The 21,982-nt window shown below is 45.4% G+C and carries 19 protein-coding genes; 17 read left to right on the forward strand and 2 right to left on the reverse strand.

Going from position 1 to position 21,982, the window contains the following annotated elements; genetic code table 11:
• The first annotated feature begins 84 nt into the window (after positions 1-84).
• From NL644_RS10530 to NL644_RS10540, 3 genes are all read left to right on the forward strand, one after another.
• The gene (locus tag NL644_RS10530) at positions 85-615 is read left to right on the forward strand and encodes an elongation factor P hydroxylase (protein WP_114323324.1); all 531 of its coding nucleotides are present in this window, start codon (positions 85-87) and stop codon (positions 613-615) included.
• A 25-nt stretch (positions 616-640) separates the two neighbouring features.
• Positions 641-904 (forward strand): YfcL family protein, encoded by a 264-nt coding sequence (locus NL644_RS10535; protein WP_005397926.1) that lies wholly within the window; start codon positions 641-643, stop codon positions 902-904.
• A gap of 145 nt (positions 905-1,049) precedes the next feature.
• Entirely contained in the window at positions 1,050-1,574 is a 525-nt protein-coding gene (locus NL644_RS10540) for an NADPH-dependent FMN reductase (protein ID WP_053808780.1), read from the forward strand.
• A gap of 76 nt (positions 1,575-1,650) precedes the next feature.
• On the opposite strand, the gene mnmC is transcribed toward NL644_RS10540, so the two are convergent.
• On the reverse strand, positions 1,651-3,669 hold the full coding sequence (mnmC, locus tag NL644_RS10545; RefSeq protein ID WP_253658370.1) for a bifunctional tRNA (5-methylaminomethyl-2-thiouridine)(34)-methyltransferase MnmD/FAD-dependent 5-carboxymethylaminomethyl-2-thiouridine(34) oxidoreductase MnmC: 2,019 nt from the start codon (positions 3,667-3,669) through the stop codon (positions 1,651-1,653).
• Between the two features lie 128 nt (positions 3,670-3,797).
• Here mnmC and fabB point away from each other — a divergent pair, with 128 nt between their 5' ends.
• The 10 genes from fabB (at position 3,798) to purF (ending at position 18,155) form a co-directional block, all read left to right on the forward strand.
• Positions 3,798-5,009, forward strand: coding sequence for a beta-ketoacyl-ACP synthase I (gene fabB / locus NL644_RS10550; RefSeq protein WP_006741726.1), 1,212 nt, complete (start codon positions 3,798-3,800; stop codon positions 5,007-5,009).
• Between the two features lie 341 nt (positions 5,010-5,350).
• Positions 5,351-6,484 carry a 4-phosphoerythronate dehydrogenase gene (locus NL644_RS10555; protein ID WP_253658371.1) on the forward strand — a complete coding sequence of 378 codons (1,134 nt, stop codon included), beginning with the start codon at positions 5,351-5,353 and terminating at the stop codon, positions 6,482-6,484.
• On the forward strand, positions 6,481-7,494 hold the full coding sequence (locus NL644_RS10560) for an aspartate-semialdehyde dehydrogenase (RefSeq protein ID WP_005397941.1): 1,014 nt from the start codon (positions 6,481-6,483) through the stop codon (positions 7,492-7,494). The genes NL644_RS10555 and NL644_RS10560 overlap by 4 nt, the downstream gene beginning before the upstream one ends.
• Before the next feature lie 197 nt (positions 7,495-7,691).
• Positions 7,692-12,077 carry a FimV/HubP family polar landmark protein gene (locus NL644_RS10565; protein WP_253658372.1) on the forward strand — a complete coding sequence of 1,462 codons (4,386 nt, stop codon included), beginning with the start codon at positions 7,692-7,694 and terminating at the stop codon, positions 12,075-12,077.
• Positions 12,078-12,215: 138 nt separating this feature from the next.
• Positions 12,216-13,010, forward strand: coding sequence for a tRNA pseudouridine(38-40) synthase TruA (truA, locus tag NL644_RS10570; RefSeq protein ID WP_047010110.1), 795 nt, complete (start codon positions 12,216-12,218; stop codon positions 13,008-13,010).
• 197 nt (positions 13,011-13,207) lie between these two features.
• Entirely contained in the window at positions 13,208-14,134 is a 927-nt protein-coding gene (gene accD, locus NL644_RS10575; protein ID WP_005397203.1) for an acetyl-CoA carboxylase, carboxyltransferase subunit beta, read from the forward strand.
• 46 nt (positions 14,135-14,180) lie between these two features.
• Positions 14,181-15,443 carry a bifunctional tetrahydrofolate synthase/dihydrofolate synthase gene (gene folC, locus NL644_RS10580; RefSeq protein WP_065645033.1) on the forward strand — a complete coding sequence of 421 codons (1,263 nt, stop codon included), beginning with the start codon at positions 14,181-14,183 and terminating at the stop codon, positions 15,441-15,443.
• A 14-nt stretch (positions 15,444-15,457) separates the two neighbouring features.
• Positions 15,458-16,051 carry an SPOR domain-containing protein gene (locus NL644_RS10585; RefSeq protein WP_005397207.1) on the forward strand — a complete coding sequence of 198 codons (594 nt, stop codon included), beginning with the start codon at positions 15,458-15,460 and terminating at the stop codon, positions 16,049-16,051.
• Between the two features lie 61 nt (positions 16,052-16,112).
• A complete protein-coding gene (locus NL644_RS10590; RefSeq protein ID WP_005380590.1) occupies positions 16,113-16,604 on the forward strand; it encodes a CvpA family protein in 492 nt (163 codons plus the stop codon).
• 36 nt (positions 16,605-16,640) lie between these two features.
• Entirely contained in the window at positions 16,641-18,155 is a 1,515-nt protein-coding gene (gene purF / locus NL644_RS10595; RefSeq protein WP_005397209.1) for an amidophosphoribosyltransferase, read from the forward strand.
• Between the two features lie 66 nt (positions 18,156-18,221).
• Here purF and NL644_RS10600 read toward each other — a convergent pair whose 3' ends face one another.
• The gene (locus NL644_RS10600; RefSeq protein ID WP_005397211.1) at positions 18,222-19,097 is read right to left on the reverse strand and encodes a LysR family transcriptional regulator; all 876 of its coding nucleotides are present in this window, start codon (positions 19,095-19,097) and stop codon (positions 18,222-18,224) included.
• 288 nt (positions 19,098-19,385) lie between these two features.
• On the opposite strand from NL644_RS10600, the gene NL644_RS10605 reads away from it, so the two are divergent.
• From NL644_RS10605 to apt, 4 genes are all read left to right on the forward strand, one after another.
• Positions 19,386-20,492 (forward strand): response regulator, encoded by a 1,107-nt coding sequence (locus NL644_RS10605; protein WP_005397213.1) that lies wholly within the window; start codon positions 19,386-19,388, stop codon positions 20,490-20,492.
• Positions 20,493-20,716: 224 nt separating this feature from the next.
• Complete coding sequence (locus tag NL644_RS23045) at positions 20,717-20,848, forward strand: hypothetical protein (RefSeq protein WP_005380608.1); 132 nt, start codon at positions 20,717-20,719, stop codon at positions 20,846-20,848.
• Between the two features lie 33 nt (positions 20,849-20,881).
• Positions 20,882-21,268, forward strand: coding sequence for a YbaN family protein (locus NL644_RS10610; RefSeq protein WP_181869515.1), 387 nt, complete (start codon positions 20,882-20,884; stop codon positions 21,266-21,268).
• A gap of 162 nt (positions 21,269-21,430) precedes the next feature.
• Positions 21,431-21,976: an adenine phosphoribosyltransferase gene (apt, locus tag NL644_RS10615; protein WP_005380615.1), complete on the forward strand. Its 546-nt coding sequence runs from the start codon at positions 21,431-21,433 to the stop codon at positions 21,974-21,976.
• Positions 21,977-21,982: the final 6 nt, after the last annotated feature.

A 21,982-nucleotide genomic window follows, 5' to 3' on the forward strand; every position in this document is an offset into this window, starting at 1 on the left:
CCAAAACTGTGGGAGCATCTTTACCTAATAGATAAAAACAGCGACAATACCCAGCGCATGTCAAACTGAAGTACAAACTCGACGATGACCCACGAATACCAAGACCTTATTACCATTTTTAATGACACCTTTTTAGACCAATTTAATACGAAATTGGAGTTAGGTGGTGATGAGCCTATTTATCTTCCTGCTGATGATGAAGATCCTCATCATCGGATTATTTTTGCTCGGGGTTTTTATGCCTCCGCATTACACGAAATCTCGCATTGGTGTGTGGCAGGGCCAGAGCGTCGTTTGCTGGAAGATTTTGGCTATTGGTATGAACCCGATGGGCGCACGGCAGAAGTTCAAGCGGAGTTTGAGAAAGTTGAAGTGCGTCCGCAAGCTTATGAATGGATTCTGGCACAAAGTGCTGGCTTCCCTTTTACGGTGAGTTGTGACAATCTACACGGCGATTTTGAACCAGATAGGCTTGGCTTTATGCAGAAAGTGCATAAAGAAGTGTTGGGCATTTTGGAAGCTGGCTTGCCTTTACGAGTGAAAATGCTTTCGGATGCTCTGCGTGCGTTTTACCAAACCAAGCCGCTGGAAGCGTCAGACTTTTGCGTTAAATAACCTCAAATAACCTCAGAGATACACCATGATTATTGAATTTGAAGAAAAACTACTGGAACTGATTGATGCTCGAATTGAAACAGCATCTGACGATGAATTGTTTGCTGGTGGTTATCTACGTGGTCACATCTCTTTGTCTGCGGCATCTTGTGAAGAAGAAGGCATTAGCGATATTACTGAGCTGAAGTCACGCATTGAGAGCAGTTTGGAAGACGCTCGTACCGAATTAAGCCCAGCTGATCGCGCGATCGTCAGTGACTTGTGGCAAGAACTGCAGGCTCAGGCTTAATCTCCGAACGTCGTTCTCCGTTTATTAGTCCAAGTCATTTACTACTTCGAAAAATTCGAACCTCTCCATAAAATTTTTGTGGTTGTAGCGAAACTGTTCAACTTTTATTCTGGTTAGCATAAAACGTGAACAAAGGATTACAACCATGAAAATTGTCGCATTTGGTGCTTCTACCAGCTCTACCTCAATCAATAAACTACTTGCTACTTACGCAGCAAACCAAGTCGAAGACGCTCAAGTGAACGTTTTAGACTTAAACAATTATCAAGTACCGATGTTTAGCGAAGACAAAGAGAAAGAAATTGGTCAAGCTGAAGGTGCTGTCGCATTTTTACGTGATTTGGCTGAGGCTGACGCTATTGTTGTTTCCTTCGCAGAGCATAACGGCTCATACCCAGCAGCGTATAAAAACCTGTTTGATTGGGCGACGCGCATTGAGCGCAACGTATTTCAAAACAAGCCGGTCGTTTACTTAGCAACTTCTCCTGGCCCGGGTGGTGCACAGAGCGTTCTTGCGGCGGCAACAGGTTCCGCGCAATTTTTCGGAGCAGATGTGAAAGCATCGCTATCTGTGCCGAGCTTCTACGAGAACTTTGATGTGGAGTCTGGTGAGGCGGTAAATCCGGAAGTAGCAGAGCAAGTGAAACAGGCAATTGCACAGCTGAAGTAATTTCAACACGAGTGACTTAATGAGTTAGCGATTCCCGACACATACCTGCGTCGGGAATGTAAACGAGAGAATACTCTTACAGCTCAGTAATGGCTTTGCCTTTTCTTAGTTTACGAACCCACATTCGACTTGGATGAAGTTCGGTCAATACATCAACAGGTAATGGCAGCGGGTCTCCACAGATTTGCGAGGCCAACACTTCAGCTAACAATGGTGCAGAGCTCAGCCCACGAGATCCTAAACCTAAGAAGCAGAATAAGTTAGTGAACTGATGAACGGTTTCTACCTCTTCTGCTTTTTGATTTTGTAAGTTGGCGTATTGCGTTTTTATCGTCTCAAAGTCACCCACATTTCCGACAAATGGTAAGTGATCTCGGCTCACGCAGCGAATACCTTGGCGAGATCGATTGCCCCTGATATCTACCTCTTTTGGCCATTCTTGGTTCGGTACGCACTTAACTAACTTTTCTGCGTTATCCTTCTGAGCGTTTTCATCAAATTCGTAGTCTAGGTGACTGCGATCGTAGCTCGCGCCTATGCACAGGTGCTGATTGTTTGGGTTAACAGGCGTCATGTAGCCGTCGTAACACAATACCGTTTTCAATTGACTCAGCGTTTCGGTTGCCGGAGCATGACTGACTTGCCCTTTCACCTGTCCCATCGGCAGGGAAGCGGTTTGGCTCAATGTCTGGAACTCATGGCCATTCGCAATCACAACGGTTGAGTGCTCAAATGTTTGACCATTGACCGTTAGTGTCCAAAGCTGATGCTCTTCATCCCAATTTAATGCTTCAACGTGATGTTCAAACTTCGTTGAGAGTAACGATGTCTGTTCTAATTGTTTGATTAACCCACGCGTTAGCTCGGCAGGGCACAACCACCCTCCCATTGGGTAGTGCACAGACGACATATCGATAGGTAATCCGATAGTATTCGCAGTTTCCTCGGCGGACAGTTTTTGAATCAATTCAGAAGGAAAATTACCCGCAAGCATCTTTTCCAGCTTATCAGCAGATTTTTCATCCCACATTAGCTGAGTTACACCACACCAATCGTGATCGAATGTAACCGACTCCGCAGCTTGTCCAATAAATTGTCTTGCAAACAAAAATGCAGGCGCAAACACACGCGACACACCAGTATGAGGACCGTTCAACAATGGATACACGGCCCCTTGACGATTACCCGACGCTCCTTCGCCTGGTTGAGTGTCTTTGCAGTAAAGCGTGACGTTTTGGCCACGACGAACCAACGTTTTCGCTAACGCCGCGCTGGCAATACCGCCTCCGATTATGGCAATCGAATCAAGATTGCTGGACGCCATGCGATTGAACCACGGAAGGTGGTTCGACTGCTTTTCGCGTTGTTCCATCGAACCTGCGATCATTTCACGCTTGGTGCCAAAGCCTTTGACTTTTTTCATTGCAAAGCCTGCTTCGTTCAATCCTCGACGCACAAAGCCCGCTGCGGTAAAAGTGGCAACTGTACAGTCTTGCTTGGCTAACTTAGCCATGTTGTTGAACAGATTTTGGTTCCACATTTCTGGGTTTTTACTTGGCGCGAATCCATCTAAAAACCAAGCGTCAATCAAACCTTGTTCGTTGTATGGGACTTGCGGCATGCAGTCTTTGATGTCGCCAAACCAAAGGTCGAGTGTAATTGCGCCATCTTCAAGCACAATGCGGTGACACTCAGGTACGGCGGCAGGGTAGTGTTTTTGTAACTTTTCCGCGTACTCAGCTAGCTCAGGCCAAGCTTCATGCGCCTTCTTTAAATCCGCTTGGCTTAGCGGGTATTTTTCAAAACTAATAAAATGCAGTTCTTTCAATGTTGCGTCTGGATGCTGACGACGAAACTCACTAAACCACTGGCATACTGCTAAGAAGTTTAATCCCGTGCCAAATCCTGTTTCACCAATGACAAAACGTCTTTGGTCAAATTCCTGCCATCTTTCTGGGAGATGATTTTGTTTTAAGAAAACGTAGCGTGTCTCTTCAAGACCGTTTACGTTAGAGAAGTAAACATCATCAAATTGGTCTGAAACCGGAGTACCAGCTTCGTTCCAACCAAGTTCTGCGTTTTTTATTGAAGTCATAATGGTGCAAATTTGTGATTTGGCGCGGTAAGAATGGGGCGATTGTACGAATTTATGGGAAAGCTGACCACTTTTGTTGACTATCTTAGTTATCATCTAGCGGATTTTTGAATTATAGGAATGTCATAATGAAACGAGTCGTAATCACCGGTATGGGTATTGTTTCAAGTATCGGTAACAACGTCGAAGAAGTTCTAGCGTCTCTTAAAGCGGGCAAATCTGGCATCACTGCATCTGAGCAGTTCAAAGAACACGGTCTTCGTTCGCAAGTATGGGGTGACCTAAAAATCAACCCGGCGGAACACATCGACCGTAAGCAGATGCGCTTTATGGGTGATGCGGCTGCTTATGCATACCTATCAATGGAGCAGGCAATCGCAGACGCTGGTCTTACAGAGGATCAGGTTTCAAACGATCGTACCGGTATCGTTGCGGGTTCTGGCGGTGCTTCTGCATACAACCAAACGGTAGCGACAGACACGATGCGCGCAAAAGGCGTAAAACGAGTTGGCCCTTACATGGTTCCTCGTACTATGTCTTCTACGGTTTCCGCTTGTCTTGCTACGCCATTTAAGATTCGTGGTGTGAACTACTCAATGAGCTCTGCATGTGCTACCTCTGCACACTGTATCGGTCACGCGATGGAGCTTATTCAACTTGGTAAACAAGACATTGTTTTTGCGGGTGGCGGTGAAGAGCTTGATTGGTCTCAAACCATGATGTTTGACGCCATGGGTGCGCTGTCAACGAAATACAACGACACTCCAGACAAAGCATCTCGTACGTATGATGCGGACCGTGATGGTTTCGTTATCTCTGGCGGTGGCGGCATGCTGGTTATCGAAGAACTTGAGCACGCTCTAGCACGTGGCGCGAAAATCTACGGTGAGATCGTAGGTTACGGTGCGACTTCAGATGGCTATGACATGGTAGCACCATCAGGTGAAGGCGCGATCCGTTGTATGAAGATGGCGATGCAAGACGTTGACGGTGTGGATTACATCAACACGCACGGCACGTCGACACCAGTTGGTGACGTGAAAGAGCTTGGTGCGATCCAACAATTGTTTGGTGAGAACAGCCCAGCAATCTCTGCAACAAAAGCAATGACTGGTCATGCACTAGGCGCAGCTGGTGTGCACGAAGCGATTTACTCAACACTTATGCTAGACAAAAACTTCATTGCTCCAAGCATCAATATTGAAAACTTGGACGAAGCAGCTCAAGGTCTGGACATCGTGACAGAAGCACGTGATGCAGAGTTAACAACCGTAATGTCAAACAGCTTTGGCTTTGGCGGCACAAACGCAACTTTGGTTATTAAAAAGTACCAAGGTTAACTGAATTTGTTGGCGCGCCACGTGAGTGAGAACAGCGTCAACAATCCAGTTTCCAGAGCTTGATCAGTCACACTGATCGAACAGACGCAGACTCTATCCCATGGAGAGCGGGATAGGATCCTTTTGTTCTGGAACTTTGCCCGGCTATTTAGCCGGGCTTTTTCTTTTCTCAATTTCTGCTTTTTACATTGCTTCCCGTTAAACGATTTCTTTGGAACTAATCTCCTTGAGGTTTATTAGGGTTATTTCTTGAGATTTTTCGGGAAAAGGGCACAATCGCTTTAGTTTCGCATCTTGCGAATAAACGAACTCATACAAATGGATGTTAAAACGCTGGCGCTATGAAAATTATTGTTGATGAAAATATGCCGTACGCTGAAGAGCTATTCAGCCAACTCGGTAACGTAATTCTAAAACCAGGTCGTACACTGACGGCTGATGATTTAGTGGACGTTGATGCCCTAATGATTCGCTCAGTCACCAAAGTGAATGCTGACCTGATCAGCAAAGCAAACAAGCTGAAGTTTGTTGGTACGGCAACAGCAGGTATGGATCATGTTGACCAAGCACTTTTAAAAGAGAAAGGTATATTCTTCACCGCTGCGCCGGGTTGTAACAAAGTGGGTGTGGCGGAGTATGCGTTCAGCGTAATGATGGTGCTCGCTCAGCAACAAGGCTTCTCGGTATTTGACAAGACGGTAGGTATTATTGGTGCAGGCCAAGTAGGTAGCTACCTAGAGAAATGTTTGAAAGGCATGGGGATTAAAGTTCTCATCAATGACCCATTCAAACAAGAGGCTGGTGATCCTCGTAGCTTTACTCCGTTGACAGAACTGATTGAAAGCTCAGACATCATTACACTACATACGCCAATCACCAAAGATGGCCCATATCCAACTCATCATTTAATTGATGAAACGGTTTTAAACTCGCTTCGTGGTGATCAGATTTTGATTAACGCCGCGCGAGGTCCAATCGTTGATAACGAGGCATTGAAGCAACGTCTTTTCAAAAACGATGGTTTTACCGCAGCGCTTGACGTATTTGAATTTGAACCAGAGGTTGATATGGAGCTTCTGCCTCTGCTAGCATTCGCAACCCCTCACGTTGCAGGCTACGGCTTGGAAGGGAAAGCTCGCGGTACGACGATGATTTTCAACAGCTACTGTGAGTTCTTAAATAACGAATTACGTGCGCATGCCAGCGATTTACTGCCAACCGCGCCTGTTCCTACTATGGTATTGGACAGAGCTTGGGATGAAGCAACACTGCATAACATCACGCAGTTAATCTATGATGTGCGTAGAGATGACGCTCTTTTCCGTCGTGAGATCAGTAAGCCAGGTGCTTTTGACCTGATGCGTAAAAACTACTGGGATCGCCGTGAATACAGCGCTGTCACGCTAGTGGGTAACAAAACATGTAACCTTGCTCCATTAGCAGAACTAGGTTTTCAGATTGAGGTAAGTCAATGAGCCAGCAATATAATGTTGCCATTTTAGGTGCGACCGGTGCGGTCGGTGAAACAATTTTAGAAGTGCTTCAAGAACGTAAATTCCCAGTGGGAGACATTCACTTATTGGCAAGTGAGCGTAGCGAAGGCAAGACTTATCGCTTTAATGGCAAAACGGTTCGTGTACAGAACGTTGAAGAGTTTGATTGGTCTCAAGCTCATATTGCGTTGTTCTCTGCTGGTGGTGAGCTATCTGAAAAATGGGCGCCAATCGCGGCAGATGAAGGTGTTATCGTTATCGACAACACTTCACACTTCCGTTACGAGTACGACATTCCTCTTGTTGTGCCAGAAGTAAACCCAGAAGCGATTGCAGAGTTTCGTAACCGTAACATCATCGCGAACCCAAACTGTTCGACCATTCAAATGCTGGTGGCACTAAAACCAATTCACGATGCAGTGGGTATTGAGCGTATTAACGTATCTACATACCAATCCGTATCTGGTGCGGGTAAAGCGGGCATTGACGAACTAGCAGGTCAAACGGCTAAGCTTCTAAACGGTCTGCCTGCGGATAAGAAGCAATTCTCTCAACAGATTGCGTTTAACTGTATTCCGCAAATCGATCAGATGATGGAAAATGGCTACACCAAAGAAGAAATGAAAATGGTGTGGGAAACACAGAAGATCTTTAACGATCCATCAATCACAGTAAACCCAACGTGTGTGCGTGTGCCGGTATTCTATGGTCATGCTGAAGCGCTTCACATTGAGACTCGCTCTCCAATCGATGCACAAGAAGTCGTTAACTTGCTTGAGCAAACTGACGGTATCGAAGTCTTCCACGGTGATGACTTCCCGACACAAGTGCGTGATGCGGGTGGTAAAGATCATGTTATGGTTGGTCGTATCCGCAACGATATCAGCCACCACAGTGGTGTAAACTTGTGGGTTGTGGCGGATAACGTGCGTAAAGGCGCAGCAACTAACGCGGTACAAATCGCTGAAGTCCTGATCCGCGATTACTACTAAGTCACTTACTGTTCATTTCAAAGCCTCGCATTATGCGAGGCTTTTTTGTACGAACGGAACAAAATAGTGTGAGATTAGTACGAATATGGCGAGAGCCACACATTTTTTATTCTCAACGCTATAGTTTTGCATGTGATATCCGATATATTTAACCGATCACCATTTCAAATTGTATTTAGCACAAAACTGAGCCTTCTATGCGTCAAAATTATAAGCGTTTGTTAGCAGCCCTTGTGTTGATGAGCGCGACTCAGACATCATCAGTGGTTCAAGCCGAAGGAATTCGTCTTGTTGGACCATCTGGTGAAGTGCAATCATCTCCGAGCTATGCTGAAGATATTGAGCGAGCATTACCTGCTCCTCCTGCAAATACTCAGCCGTCACGTTTCTTTGGTCCGACTGGTGAAAATCAAACACTATGGTCGATCGCTTCAGAATTACGACCTTCACGCGGTGTTACCGTTCAACAAACGCTTCTTGCCATTTATCGAATTAACCCTCAAGCGTTTGAGAACCAAAACATTCATGAGTTGATCCCAGGGAGTCGACTACGAGTACCGTCTCTAGAGCAAGTGCAAAGCGCGACTACAGAGCAAGCTGTTGCGATTATGAAAGCGCACGAGGCTAAGTTAAAACAGCCGAAGCCGACAAATAGAGCCACGCCAGCGCAACGCGTCACCGAGCAACCAAAGCCACAAATAAAAGTAGAACCCAAGCCTGTTGCTCCTAAACCAGAAACCACTGTAGCTGCGGAACCAAAACCGGTTCAAAAAACAATACCAGTTATTCCTGCGCCACCTGTGAACACCTCTCCGCAGGGTGAAAAGCAGGTCAGTGCGTTAAAAGACAAACTTCAAGGCTCACAAAGTGAATTAGAGTCATTGGAAGAGAAGAACCATCGTCTTCGCTTAATGTTGTCAGAAGTGCAAAGCGAAGTTGAAACCTTGAAAAATGAACTGAATGACGAAGAACGCATTCGCTCGGAAGTCGAGAAACTGCTTGCTGAAGAGCGCCAACGCCTTGCCGAGCAACAACGCATGCAGCCAAGTACGGTTGACAAGATTTTGTCTAATGGTTGGCTTGTCGGCTTAGCGGCGCTTATTCCAGGTGCATTGCTGGCACTGTTGGTTGTGATGTTGCTTGGTCGCCGTTCTAAAAACAAAGAGGAAGAGCCTGCTGCGCAATCGCCTCAGGAAACCGATCCATTAGCTGCGCCAATTGGTTTAGCGGCGACGGACGAGCTGGATGAAGAACTCACACTTGATGATGAGTTGTTCGCAGATGAAGATATAAATACTCAGGCTACACAAGAAGAGAAGCCAGACTTAGAAGAAGACGTCTTTGCCAACCTTGACGATGAAGAACTTGATTTCAATCTAGAAGGGGACGATGACCCATTTGCGGGTATCGGTGATGACGGCGACCTGGATGTTGGTCTGGATGAGTTTGAGTCATCAAACAATGGTATCCAAGTTAACGGCGAAGAAAAAGCGCTTGGTTTAGAAGAGATGGAGCGAGCCTTAGATGAGGTTGCTCCAGAACTAGAAGTGCTCGATGACGATGAGGCTGGCTTCGATCTTTCAGATGATACGAACGAGAAAGCAGATTCGCTCTCAGATGACGCATTTGCGGAACTACTTGCAGCAGATGAGCCGTCAGAAGAGTTACCAAGTGACACTGTCGATCAGGATATGCTTGATGACTTGTTTGCGGAACTTGGCAATGACGACTTCGACCTAGATACCGATGAACCTGAACTAAAACAGCCCGTATCGGATGATGATTTCAGCGCAGGAGAGGCATCTGATGACGATATCGATAAGCTATTAGCTCAATACGAGCAGCCTGTTACTGAGTCGACAGAAGTTGAAGGTGACGCCAGCGAAGACGCCGTTCTAGATGAAAACAGTACGGACTTACTCGATGAACTGATCGATTTTGACGAAGATGAAACAGACGACGAGTTTGACCCACTGAATGAGCTAGAAGCACTCTCTGGTTTTGAAGGTGATGACTCGATTGAAGAGTTAGATGCAGATAGCACAGATTTACTGGATGAAATCATTGATGACGTCACACCAGAACTTGATGAAGAGACAGGAACTGAGACTGAGTTAGACCCGTTTGATGATCTGATTCGAGAGGACGAAAGCCCTGCACAGACTAAATCGGAAAAGGAAGAGTTACTCGCTTCACTTGGTTTTGGCGAACCAGACGGCGACGAAAAACCATCTTCAATAGCCGAGTCAGAGCCCGCTCATGAAGAGTCGGAAATTGAGTCTGGTTTGGACATCGACGCTTTATTAAGTGACAGTCAACCAGACCCACAACAAACAGCGCCAGAGCAACCATTAACCGAGCCAGAAACTGCTTCAGAGCCATTTAGCAGCGATGAGTTTCTTGGTGATTTAGAGGATCTCTCATCAGAGAACGATCCTTTAATGAGCGAGCTAGACGACTTGTTTGAGTCAGACAGTGAAGAGCTTCAGCCTACAGAGCAAGAAAAAGCGGACTTTTCTGCTGAACTGGATGCACTATTTGATACTGAAGATGATTTAACGCAACAACAAGTTGAAGAGCCGCAAGCTGAGATAGAGGAATCTTCGCCACAACAAGAAGAGGATGCCAATTCTAAGTCAACGCAAGATGCATCAGTAGAGCCTGATGCTAAAGTGCCGCCTCAAGTTGAGACAGAAGAAGACGCTCCGGCGTTCACTCCGACACCAAATACAGTAGAAAATGAATTTGGTGTTCCACAAGAAGAAGATTGGCTACTGGATGAGCCTGAACTAGAAAGTGAAACTCAACCAGAACAAGAACAAAACTCGGGTAACAAAAGTGAGCCAGAAAGTTCAGAACTAGCATCAGAAACTGATTCGGCCACCAATGCAGAAGAAGAGTTCGATTTTGATGAACTCGATCTACCAGAGTTCAGTGAAGAAGACGCACTGGCGTCCATGGCGGACGAACCTGCGTTTGATGAACCAGAGCCTGTCGAGCCTGAGCGCTCTGAAGCTGATTCGGCCACTGAAGCAGAAGATGAATTCAATTTTGATGAACTCGATCTACCAGAGTTTAGCGAAGAGGACGCATTGGCGTCTATGGCGGGCGAACCTGCGTTAGATGACCCAGAATCTATCGAGCCTGAGCGCTCTGAAGCTGAGTCGGCGACTGAAGCAGAAGAAGAGTTCGATTTCGATGAACTCGAACTGCCAGAGTTTAGTGAAGAGGATGCATTGGCGTCCATGGCAGGCGAACCTACGTTAGATGAACCAGAATCTATCGAGCCTGAGCGCTCTGAAGCTGAGTTGGTGACTGAAGCAGAAGAAGAGTTCGATTTCGACGAACTCGAACTGCCAGAGTTCAGCGAAGAGGACGCATTGGCGTCTATGGCCGACGAATCTGAGTTTGATGACCCAGAATCAGAATCTGTCGAGCCTGAGCGCTCTGAAGCTGAGTCTGCTACTGAAGCAGAAGAAGAGTTCGATTTCGATGAACTAGAACTGCCAGAGTTTAGTGAAGAGGATGCATTGGCGTCCATGGCAGGCGAACCTACGTTAGATGAACCAGAATCTATCGAGCCTGAGCGCTCTGAAGCTGAGTCTGCTACTGAAGCAGAAGAAGAGTTCGATTTTGATGAACTCGATCTACCAGAGTTCAGTGAAGAAGACGCCTTGGCATCTATGGAAGAAGAGCCAGAATTACCGAGCTCTGAAACCGCAGATATAGAACCAATCTCCGGTGAGGATGAAGAGCTAAGTTTTGACGACCAAGATCTTCCTGAGTTCAATGAGGAAGATGTTCTCGCATCAATGAATGAGAGTGCGCCAGAGACTCCTAATGTTGAAGCTGAGACATCGAGACCAACTCTTCAAGCCGATAACGATCATGATGCTTTGTTTGAAGTTTTTGCGCAGCAAAACGGTTTTGATACTGAACCAGAAGTGCAGCCAACGGCGGCAGAGGGTGAGCCGCTAAGTGACTTAGATGATGAATCTTCAATGGCTAACCTTCTTGCTGAAGACGCAAGTTCAGAGGTATTTGAAGGTCAGTTAGACAGTGACACCATCGCAAGCGCAGGTATGGATTTTGAAACCATGCTTGATGTTGGAGATGATTGGGATGGCTTTAAACCCGCTGCCGATAGCGTAAGTTCTACGGAAGATGTGCCTGAGGACCAGCGTGATGTTTGGAATTCGAGTGACGCACTAAGTCAGCCAGAGATCGCGCAAGAAAACTGGGCAGAGCAAAGCGACTTGGATGACTTCGACCCAAAGAAAAATCAATTTATGACGATTGATGAATTGATGGCTCAGGTCGATAAAGAAGGTGGTGAATTCGAAGAAGAAGATCTGAAGCTTGATGTCGGATTGAACGAATTTCCAGATGTTATCGGTGAGATCGGCGATGTTGACGTAGATAGCAATGCTGAAGCTGCTGGAAAACTGGACCTTGCTAAAATCTATCTCGAGATGAATGATTCTCAAGGGGCGATAAAATTACTAGAAGAGGCGATTGTTTACGGTGAAGATGATATTCGCCGCGAAGCAAAGAGCCTGATTGATGCCATTAATGGCCGATAAATCGAAAAGGGTAGCGTTGGCTACCCTTTTTGTGTCTCGCTAGTATGGTGATGCCTTTACGTCATCCTTGTTGAAACTGGCAACTTGAGGTGACTTGAGTATATACTTCCCGCCCCATTTTAGAGTTCGAAGGTTAAGATGAGAATCGCATTAGGTATCGAGTACAACGGTACAAACTACTTTGGTTGGCAGCGCCAAAGAGAAGTGAAAAGTGTCCAAGAAGAGCTAGAGAAAGCATTGTCCGTTGTTGCTAATCACCCAGTTGAAGTGCAGTGTGCTGGTCGGACAGACGCTGGCGTGCATGGCACAGGACAAGTTGTGCACTTTGATACCAACGTTACTCGAAAAATGGTAGCTTGGACTATGGGCGCAAACGCGAACATGCCGAGTGATATAGCGGTTCGTTGGGCTAAGGAAGTCCCAGATGATTTCCATGCACGATTCTCAGCGACAGCGCGCCGTTATCGTTACATTATTTTCAATCATGCTTTACGGCCTGGCATCTTAAACTCTGGTGTGAGCCACTATCATGGTGAGCTCGACGAGAAAAAAATGCATGAGGCAGGGCAGTATCTGCTTGGTGAAAATGATTTTACGTCGTTTCGTGCGGCGCATTGTCAGTCTCGTAGCCCATTTCGAAACTTGATGCATCTGAACGTTACGCGCCATGGGAACTATGTGGTTATTGATATTAAAGCTAATGCGTTCGTGCATCATATGGTTCGTAACATCACGGGTAGCTTGATAAAGGTTGGACGTGGTGAAGAGAGCCCTGAATGGATCAAATGGTTGCTAGAGGCTAAAGATCGCAAACTAGCGGGTGCGACAGCGAAAGCGGAAGGTCTGTACCTGGTAGATGTAGACTATCCAGAAGAATTTGGGTTACCTGAAGTGCCGATCGGTCCACTGTTTTTGCCAGATAATTTGAACTAATTTTACAAACTTATTTCAAAATATCGGTAGTGTTTACATTGAATGTGAGCGGAAAACATACGCTATTTATGATATCAAAAATAGGTACAACCAGTTTTTTATCTACAGTAGCTGCAAGATATGGTTTAATCCGTCGGTATTATGTCGAATTTATATCTTTCGCAATGAAGCGGAAGAGTTGAGAGAAAAGGTCTTCCATGAGTTGGCTTGAAAAGATTTTAGAGAAAAGCAACCTAGTAAGTTCACGCAAAGCTTCTATCCCAGAAGGTGTGTGGACTAAATGTACCTCTTGTGAACAGGTTTTATACCATGCTGAACTAGAGCGTAACCTAGAAGTTTGTCCAAAGTGTAACCATCATATGCGCATGAAAGCGCGTCGTCGTTTGGAAACGTTTTTAGATGAAGGCAATCGAGTTGAATTAGGTACCGAACTTGAGCCACAGGATAAACTGAAATTTAAAGATTCTAAGCGATACAAAGAGCGTATCTCTGCAGCACAAAAAAATAGCGGAGAGAAAGATGCGCTAGTTGTGATGCAAGGTGAACTGCTTGGTCTACCCCTTGTGGCGTGTGCGTTTGAATTCTCCTTTATGGGCGGTTCAATGGGTTCAGTTGTTGGTGCTCGCTTCGTAAAAGCGGTGGATGCAGCAATTGAAAACAATTGCGCACTTGTTTGTTTCTCAGCAAGTGGTGGCGCTCGTATGCAAGAGGCATTGATGTCTCTTATGCAAATGGCAAAAACCAGTGCTGCGCTTGAGCGTCTATCAGAAAAAGGTCTGCCGTTTATTTCGGTTCTAACTGACCCTACAATGGGTGGTGTATCAGCAAGTTTGGCTATGTTGGGTGATATCAACATCGGTGAACCTAAGGCGCTGATTGGCTTTGCTGGTCGTCGTGTTATCGAGCAAACAGTACGTGAAGATCTTCCTGAAGGTTTCCAGCGTAGTGAGTTCCTGCTTGATCACGGTGCGATTGATATGATCGTTGACCGTCGTGAAATGCGTCAGCGTGTGGGTGGTCTAATCGCTAAGATGACTAACCACAAGTCTCCTTTGGTGGTTTCGGTTAACGAATCTCCAAATGAAGAACCATATTCTGTACCAGAAGCGGACGAAAAAGGGTAAAGTATCAACTAACATAAAAACCAAAGAATTTAATGGTTAAAGTTAGATGACCCAAAACCCAATTCCTCAAGCCACATCTTCATTAGAGATGTGGCTTGATTATTTAGCAAATATTCATTCCTCAGCAATTGATCTAGGCTTAGACCGTGTCCAAGCGGTAGCAAACAAAGCCAATCTTACCAAACCAGCTCCAACCGTAATCACTGTTGCCGGCACCAATGGCAAAGGCTCAACGTGTGCGTTAATGGAAGCCATTTTACTCGATGCTGGCTATTCAGTCGGTGTTTACAGCTCTCCGCACCTGATTCGTTACAACGAGCGTGTACGCATTAATGGCGTCGACGTTGTAGATGCAAAGCACTGTGAAGCATTCGACTATGTAGAAAAGCAGCGTGGTGATATCAGCCTTAGTCTCTTTGAATTCGGTACGCTTGCTGCGCTACGTATTTTCCAAGCAGAGAAAGTCGACGTTGTGTTGCTTGAAGTAGGACTTGGCGGCCGTCTAGACGCCACCAACGTTGTTGACCATGATGTTTCTGTTATTACGAGCTTAGCGATCGATCATGTGGATTGGCTTGGTGATGACATCAATGTCATTGGTTTTGAAAAGGCAGGCATTTACCGTTCAGGGAAGCCAGCAATTTGTGGTCAACCAACGCCACCGGCGACCGTGGCGGCTCATGCTGACGATATTGGCTCTGAGTTTTTCCAAGTTGGTATTCAGTATGATTACCAACTAACTAATAATGGTTGGAAGTGGAGCAGTGGCGCATTTGCGTTAGAGGATTTACCTGTCCCATCGTTACCGCTACAAAACGCGGCAACAGCATTGATGGCGTTGGGAGCATCGGAATTGCAAATCACTGACATAAACATTGTCAATGGCTTGAATAATGCTCGCCTGGCAGGGCGTATGCAGATATTGCATCATGAGCCGGAGATAATCCTTGATGTCGCGCACAACCCGCACTCTGCTGAGTATTTGGTAGAGAAAGTGAAGCACCAATATTTGGGTAAGAATATCCATATTGTAGTCGCGATGCTGCATGACAAAGATATTAAAGCAACCATTGAAGCGCTAACTCCAATTGCAACACAATGGTATCCAGCGTCGCTAACCGGACCGAGAGCGGCGACTGCTGGAGAGTTGTGCCAATACTTACCCGATGGGCAAGTTCATTTTGAAAACCCTGTTGACGCCTTTGAGAATGCAAGAAGCCACGCAAAGCAAGAAGACGTCATTCTGGTGGTTGGTTCATTCCATACTGTCGGAGAGGTATTGGAACATTGGCAATCAAAGAATAAATAAGCAAAGGTATTTTGATGGCAAGTAAATTCCAAAGTCGTTTAGTCGGCACCATCATTCTAGTCGCAGTCGGAGTGATTGTTCTTCCCGATGTGCTAGATGGTAAGAAACTGCACTACAAAGAAGAATTTGCCAGTATTCCTATCAAACCTGAACTTGATAGTGATGTGGAAAACTTCGAAATATTAGAGCCAGTGGAAGACGACATAGCGTTACCGGACTCTCCAGTTGAAGCGGTGGTGCAGGAGCAAGAGGGCGCCCAAGTGGCTGCTTCTGAGCCTGACCCAACGCCGACGCCTAAACCAGAGGTCATCAAACAGCCAGAGCAAGTTGAGGTGGCCACTCGTCCTGTGCAAGAAAAAAATCAATATGAAGATTCTGCTTGGATCATTCAGTTGATGGCGCTTAAGAATCACGAAAATGCGGTCGCGCTTGTCGCTGATTTGCAAAAGCGTGGCTATCAAGCTCATACAAAGAAAGAAAACGAGTTTACGAGAGTGATTGTTGGTCCTGATGTGTCAAAAAGTAAACTTGAACGACAAGTCAAGGAATTACAAAAAATTACAGGCTCAAAAGGTCAATTGCTTAAATTTAAGCCATTAAATCCATAAGAAAACGTTTGCGTCAGCATTTTTTCTGTTAAAATGCGCGCCAACTTAAGATGAAGAAAACATGAATTGGATAGATTTTATCATTTTAGGTGTGATCGGATTTTCAGCTCTGATCAGTTTAGTTCGCGGTTTTGCTAAAGAAGCTTTGTCTTTGGTGATTTGGTTTGGAGCGTTTTTTATCTCCAGCAACTACTACGCCAAATTGGCGGTGTACTTCACCAACATCGAAGATGACATGTTTCGTAACGGAGCGGCGATTGCGGCTTTATTTGTCGCGACCTTGGTAGTTGGTGCAGTGGTGAATTACGTCATTGGTCAACTGGTACAAAAAACAGGGCTATCAGGTACGGACCGAATTCTTGGGATTGTATTTGGTGGTCTACGCGGAGTCTTAATTGTTTCTGCGGTGCTGTTTTTTATGGATGCGTTTACTGCATTCCCAAGCTCGGATTGGTGGAAAGATTCACAGTTGATCCCTGAGTTCAGCCGTATCATCGCCCCATTCTTCGAGCATTTACAAGCAACATCAAGTTTTCTGTCTGGCACTATCTAGTAGTGCCAGCTACTGTCGCAAATCGAGGATTAGGACATGTGTGGTATTGTTGGAATCGTGGGCACAACGCCTGTAAACCAGTCTATTTATGACGCGTTAACGGTGTTACAGCATCGTGGCCAAGATGCCGCTGGTATTTGTACCATAGAAAGCAATCGTTTTCGTCTGCGCAAGGCGAACGGTTTAGTCAAGGATGTATTTGAAGCAAGACATATGCAGCGCCTGCAAGGCGAGGTCGGAATTGGTCATGTTCGTTACCCAACAGCAGGCAGCTCAAGCGCTTCAGAAGCTCAACCTTTCTACGTAAACTCTCCTTTCGGTATTACACTTGCCCACAATGGCAACTTGACCAACGCTAACGAAGTTCGTCAAAAGCTGTTTGAAAAAGATCGCCGTCATATCAATACCACTTCAGACTCCGAAGTATTACTAAATGTACTGGCACACGAAATTGACTCAGTAAAAGGAAATGTCACGACAGAAGACGTATTCCGCGCAGTCACCAATGTGCATCGCACAATTCGTGGTGCTTACGCTGTGACTGCCATGATCATTGGTCATGGTATGATTGCGTTTCGTGACCCACACGGTATTCGCCCGCTGTGTTTAGGTAAGCGTGAAGTTAATGGCAGAGCGGAGTACATGGTTGCGTCTGAATCGGTAGCATTGGATGCCGTCGGTTTTGATTTTGTCCGTGATGTTGCACCTGGTGAGGCAATCTACGCAACGTTTGATGGTGAACTGTACACGAAGCAGTGTGCAGATAATCCTAAGCTGAACCCTTGTATTTTCGAGTTCGTGTACTTTGCTCGTCCAGACTCGTTCATCGATAAAATTTCGGTATACAGCGCTCGCGTTGAAATGGGTAAAAAGTTAGGCGAACGTATTCGTGAAGACTACGCAAATCTTGATATTGATGTCGTTATTCCTATTCCTGAAACATCGTGCGACATCGCACTTCAAATCGCTCAAGCGATCGATATCCCTTACCGCCAAGGCTTCGTGAAAAACCGTTACGTGGGGCGTACGTTTATCATGCCTGGTCAGCAACAACGTAAGAAATCAGTACGTCGAAAGTTGAATGCAATTCGTTCGGAGTTCAAAGATAAGAATGTGTTGCTGGTGGATGACTCTATCGTTCGTGGTACTACGTCAGAACAAATCATCGAAATGGCACGTGATTCTGGTGCGAAGAAAGTGTACATGGTATCAGCAGCACCAGAAGTTCGATTCCCGAACGTGTACGGCATTGATATGCCAAGTGCTACCGAGCTTATTGCTCATGGCCGTGACAACGATACAATTTGTAAGCAGATTGGTGCTGATGCATTGATTTATCAACGTCTAGAAGACTTGGTTGAGGCCGTCGGTCTTGGAAACCAAGATATTACTCAGTTCGATACATCCGTGTTTAACGGCGAATACGTAACGGGTGATATTGACCAACAATACCTAGACTTCTTAGATGGTCTTCGTAACGATGATGCGAAAACACAACTTGAAATCCAACAGGATTTAGCAAACCTAGAGCTGCATAACGAAGGCGCATAATAGGCGTTTTCTTGAGGCGTAAAAAAACCAGAGCTCCGGCTCTGGTTTTTTGTATTCGCTATCGAATTAGTGAATGTTGTAAGCGATCACAAAGTCGATAAAGAGACGAACTTTCTCTGGCAGGTGATCTTTGTGGTTGTAAAGCATATAAATGTCGCGCGGGTTTGCACTCCAATCTGGCAGTATGCGTACCAAATCGCCGCTTTCGATGTATTCTTTGATCATGACATCTGGCATTAGCGTGATGCCTAAACCTTCGGAACAAGCACTGCGTACTACATTTAGTGCATTCGCCTGAAAGCGACCACGATCAACGTTTACGACAGACTCGCCTTTGCTATTAATTAAGGTCCACTTGATAAGAGGGTAGCCTTTTAGCAATGAATGGTTAGAGAGCTCTTCTGCGTGGTTTGGTGCCGGATTCGAGGCAAGGTAGTCAGGACTTGCGACAAGAATATCCTTCACTTCGCCAATCTTACGTGCGATCAGGCTAGAATCACGTTGGGGCCCCACTCGAAAAATGACATCCCATTCAGTTGGGTCAAGCTTGTCTGCATTATTTTCTGTCGTTAGTTCGATATTGATGTCCGGATACTGCTTCATAAAGCTGTTGAACATCGGCATCATCATGCGCTTAGTTAAGTTATAAGGCGCCGATATCTTAATCTTGCCTGATGCTCCTCGGCAGTCGTCAGTGATTTCCTCTGCTGCCGTGGTTAGCCTTTGTAGCAAAGGAGAGCACTCATGGTAAAAACGTTCCCCGGCTTCTGTAAGCGAGAGTTTGCGAGCGTGACGGTTCAACAGTCGAAGATTGACAGAGTCTTCTAGCGCTTGAATGCGTCGGGTGATGGTCGCAACCGGGATCATGGTTTTTCGCGAAGTTGCGGTGTAGCTCCCATTTTCGACAACCAGTCGAAACAGGTTTAAGTCATCTAATTTCATATTTCCAGACACATTAAATTACCGATTACGGCTAATTTATAATTAACTTTGTGATCAAAGCTTGCTTTAAGTCAACATGTTGCATCATTTGAACACAGCAACCCTGTTTGAGTAAATACTGTTATACCCCGTAATATTTGTATAAACGCCGTTTTCAAGCTACGTTTTATAACAAGGTGGAACGGCCTCAAGTCTTGCTGCGCAACGTTTCGCCGGATGTAAACACAACAAAAATAATGACTTAATAATAAATCTGTTTTTTGACTTAGCTTTGTGAGGTGTAAAGGTATGTTTAAGACTCACAGTCAAACGGCAATGGTCTCGGCACAGGAAGTGGTTAATCAAAAACTAATTATGTTGGTGGATGATGATCCAATATTTCGTAAAGTAACCAATGCTTATTTAGAAAGTCAGGGTTTTAAAGTAGTAGAAGCTGAAAACGGCCTAGAGGCGCTTCAACAACTCAGGGAATGCCAACCCGATCTTATCTTGTGTGATTTATCGATGCCGGTGTTAGATGGCATTGAATTCGTCGAAGAAGTCAGTCTTGAATATCCATACTTGCCGCTTATCGTGGTATCCGGCACGGATGAAATGTCCGATGTCGCGAAAGCGTTGCGATTTGGTATTAAAGATTTTCTTCCTAAACCGATAGGTAATTATGAGCACCTATCTCAGGCGATAGACAATACGCTCGAAGATACCGATAGCCATTTCTCAGAACAGCGAGACTTTTCAAGTCAGTGGTTCCGAGTCGATGACGGTGGCGAAATCCCAGATGAGCAAGAGCTTCACTGGCATCTAGAGTATTTGCAGCAGAACCCGAGTGCTGCAAGAGATTTACTGCATGCTTTATTGCCAGAGAAAGATGCTTCTCAAGGTGATTGGCGCTGCTCATACCGTTTATTGCAATCGACGGACGTTATGCCACTGGTGTTCGATTATCGTTGGTTAATGAACGGGCAATTTGCGTTCTATCTCGTTGACTCTGCTTCCCAGAGTAATGATGGTGTCGCGACGACATTGCTTGTTAGGGCTTTGTTTGACGATTACCTGCGTAATTTGAAGAGTTTCAGTGCTGATCTGAAGGATATGGTAGGGATCATTGAAAAAGGAATCGAGTGTTCAGAGTGCGCTGGTGCGGTTAATGCTGTATTTGGTGTCGCCGATCTGGCTTCGTCTTCCGTTTCTATCCTGCCTGCGGGTTTAGATAGCCATTGGTCTGACGGAAATACTAATCAACATATCGCGGCAGGTAACTGTTTAGGGGCAGGAAGTATGAAAAACTTCATAACCCGAGATTTACCGCTAGGTGTTGCTGGTCAGTTATCCATCGGTTGTTTAGGCTCTTCAAGTTTCAGCTTAAATATTGCCCGGAAATCACGACTGGTATAATTCTGACTTCATAACACAATAAGCAGCGTCTTGGCGCTGCTTATTGTCTTTTTAGAACCACAAAAAACAACAAATGCTCGAACAATAACCTTACTTTTTACTGGTGTTTAGATTTGGCTGTTTAAGGTATAGTCAACGCCTAAAACAATAATGACCCATTTGTGCAACGATAATTTAACGCTGTGCCTTGGGAGAAGCAAAGTCAACTAGTGAGAAGATACATCATGGCAGACAAAGATTTTAAAGAGCCTTATAATATTTTTTACTTTTTAGGTTTCATTGCAGTACTTTTAATTCCAACATTACCTGCAACGCTAACCTGGCTTCGTGTAATGAATGGTTACGCAGGCTTTTAATCTAGCTATTTTGTACCGGAGTTCACCATTCGTATTAAGCGTTACTTTTTCAATACCGTTGGTGGACTCTGTATTGTGCTCGGCATTGCCGGCATAGCCCTTCCGCTTTTACCCACCACTCCTTTCATTCTACTTGCTAGTGCATGTTTTATGCGTGGTAGCCCCGCATTTCATCATTGGCTACATAACCACAAAACGTTTGGACCGATTCTCGATAATTGGCATAAGCACCGGGCTGTTACTTCAAAAGTAAAACAGCGTGGCGCCATTTTTATTGCACTTAGTTTCATGGTTTCAATCGTTGTTGTTCCCCTTGTTTGGGTGAAAATTGGTCTTTTAGTGATGCTAATCGTTTTACTCGGCTGGTTTATACGTCTGCCTGTGATTGAGTTGGTTGCTGACAGAGAAGAAAATCACTAAGATTGTAGAGAATAGTGTGCCCGCTCTTCGAGTGGGCGTTTGTATTTTCAGCGCCTGTGACTCTTACGAAAATAAGCACATAGTGGTGAAAACCTATTGTTCGTTGCCCTCGTGATACTGCGATTAGAGAGGGCGATGAGCCAATCTAAGTAAATCGGTATTATGACTACAGAAACAATTTCACTGATCAAATCTAGCATCAAAAGCATCCAAGACTACCCAAAGCCAGGCATTCTATTTCGTGATGTAACGAGCCTTCTTGAAGACGCAAAAGCATACCAAGCGACGATCAATCTTCTTGTTGAACGTTACAAAGATATGGGCTTTACCAAGGTTGTGGGTACGGAAGCTCGTGGCTTTTTATTTGGTGCGCCTTTAGCGCTTGAGCTAGGTGTTGGTTTTGTACCAGTGCGTAAACCAGGCAAGCTACCACGTCCTACTGTTGCTCAATCTTATGAGCTTGAATATGGCGTTGATACACTAGAAATCCATACAGATGCTATCGTTGAAGGCGACAAAGTACTGGTTGTCGACGATTTATTGGCAACGGGCGGTACTATTGAAGCGACGACTAAGCTGATTCGCCAACTGGGCGGTGAAGTTGAGCACGCTGCGTTCGTTATCAACCTACCAGAAATCGGTGGTGACAAACGTTTAGAAGCACTAGGTCTAAACGTATACAGCATTTGCGATTTTGAAGGACATTAATACATT

Origin of the sequence: Vibrio sp. Y10_XG_PY6 (genome assembly GCF_024181795.1) — a bacterium.
In the GTDB taxonomy this organism is placed as follows: Bacteria; Pseudomonadota; Gammaproteobacteria; order Enterobacterales; family Vibrionaceae; genus Vibrio; species Vibrio diabolicus.